Origin of the sequence: Mesorhizobium sp. M7D.F.Ca.US.004.01.2.1, assembly GCF_003997785.1 — a bacterium.
In the GTDB taxonomy this organism is placed as follows: domain Bacteria; phylum Pseudomonadota; class Alphaproteobacteria; order Rhizobiales; family Rhizobiaceae; genus Mesorhizobium; species Mesorhizobium loti.
In genome coordinates this window covers 1-1,697 of the sequence record NZ_RZRQ01000613.1, presented here as the reverse complement: position 1 = coordinate 1,697, position 1,697 = coordinate 1, and the positions used below count along the sequence as shown (strand labels likewise).

At 67.1% G+C, this 1,697-nt stretch carries 2 protein-coding genes and 1 pseudogene; all 3 read left to right on the top strand.

The features are described from left to right. Positions 1-585, top strand: a 585-nt coding sequence (locus EN993_RS35440; RefSeq protein WP_127266204.1) for an aspartate dehydrogenase domain-containing protein, incomplete at its 5' end; no start/stop codon positions are given. Continuing rightward, on the top strand, positions 585-1,397 hold the full coding sequence (locus EN993_RS35435) for an alpha/beta fold hydrolase (RefSeq protein ID WP_109658648.1): 813 nt from the start codon (positions 585-587) through the stop codon (positions 1,395-1,397). The genes EN993_RS35440 and EN993_RS35435, both read left to right, overlap by 1 nt. Then, positions 1,387-1,697: pseudogene (locus tag EN993_RS35430) on the top strand (hypothetical protein); the annotation flags it as partial. The gene EN993_RS35435 and the pseudogene EN993_RS35430, both read left to right, overlap by 11 nt.

Below are 1,697 nucleotides of genomic sequence, written 5' to 3'. Positions count from 1 at the left end.
AGCCAGCAGGCAGTCGCCGCCTATGTGCCGGCGCTTCTCGACGCCGGCATCCCGACCATGATCGCTTCGATCGGTGCGTTCTCCGATCCGATACTTGCCGCCCGATTGACCGATGCTTCGCGCAACAGCGGCGCGCGCTTGATCCTGCCGTCAGGCGCGTTGGGCGGCCTCGACTATCTCAGGGCGATAGCGGCCCTTCCCGAGGCGCGGGTGCGCTACACCTCGCGCAAGCCGCAGGCAGCCTGGAGAGCCGAGCTTGCCGCCCTTGGCCTGTCAGCCGAGCACGAAGCAGTATCGCTCTTCGAGGGCACGCCCGCGCAAGCGGCAAAACTCTATCCGAAAAACCTCAACGCCGCCTTCGCCGTGGCGCTCGCGGCAGGCATCGACAAGGTCACCGTTAGCGTGGTTGCCGATCCGAGAGCCACCGGCAACACGCATGAAATCGAGGTCGAGAGCTCCGCCGGCAGCGCTTCCTTCCGCCTCGTCAACGCGCCCTCGCCCGGCAATCCCAAGACTTCGGCGCTGACCGCGCTCAGCCTCGTCGCGGCGCTTGGCGAGTTGCTCGACAGGGAGGGCCGTCACTGATGCCCTTCTTCACCGCCGCCGATGGCTGCCGCATCCACTACGAGACATCAGGCGGCCATGGCCCGCGCCTCATCCTCATCCCGGGGCTCGGCGGTGACGGAAGATTCTGGGCTGGTGTGGTACGCCTGCTCGAGGCCGACCATCGCATCATCGTCACCGACCATCGCGGCGCCGGCCGCAGCGATCGCCCGGAAAGCCCCTGCTCCATTCCCCTGATCGCCAGCGACATTGCCGGCCTCCTGGTGCAGACGGGCGGGCCCGCCCATATTGTCGGGCATTCCACCGGTGGCGCCATCGCGCAGGTGCTGGCGCTCGATCATGCGGAACTCGGCCTGAGCTATACGATCAGTAGTTCCTGGGCGCGCGCCGACAGCCGTTTCCGCACGCTCTTCAGCGCCCGCGCCGAGCTGCTGGAGGCCGGCCTAGCCGAGACCTACCAGCGCCTAGGCCATGTGCTCTGCCACGAGCCGTCCTACCTTGATACCAATGCCGGGCAGCTTGAAGCTGCCGTCACCGCCGCCCCCCGCACCCTGGCGCCGTTGACGGTGAGCGCCGCGCGCGTGCGCATGCTGCTCGACCACGACCGCCTTGACGATCTGCAGCGCATCGACGCCCCGGTCCAGGTGATTGCGGCCGCCGGCGATATCCTGACGCCATCAGCCCTTTCAGAGGCGATCGCCGCTGCGATACCGGGTGCCCGGTTTGTTTCAGTTCCCGGTGCGCATTTTCATCCCCTCGCCGACCCCGAAGGTTTTGCCGCCATCATTCGTCGTTTCATTGCCAAGGCCGACAGCAAACATCATGACCGCTGAAATCGCCCCCGCACTCATCGACCCGCGCCTCAAGCCTGGCGCCGACCTCCTCGCCGAAGGACGCACCATGGCGCGCGACTGGTGCCTCGGCAGCTGCCGCTTCCTTACCGAGACCGGGATGCCGTCCGAGGCCGCGTGGAAGCGCAAGGCGGCGGCTGAAAAGCGTGTCATGCAGCACGCCCATATCGGCTTCAGAAGCGTCGACCGCACCGTGGCGGCGATCGGCGAGGTGCACGAGCAATGCCGCAAGGCAGGCGTAACGGTCGACCGTTTCGGCATCACCCTCGACTGGTCGATGGG

Bases quoted from the DNA above. Each gene is read 5' to 3' on its own strand.
- EN993_RS35435 (WP_109658648.1), top strand. From the start codon at position 585: ATGCCCTTCTTCACCGCCGCCGATGGCTGCCGCATCCACTACGAGACA.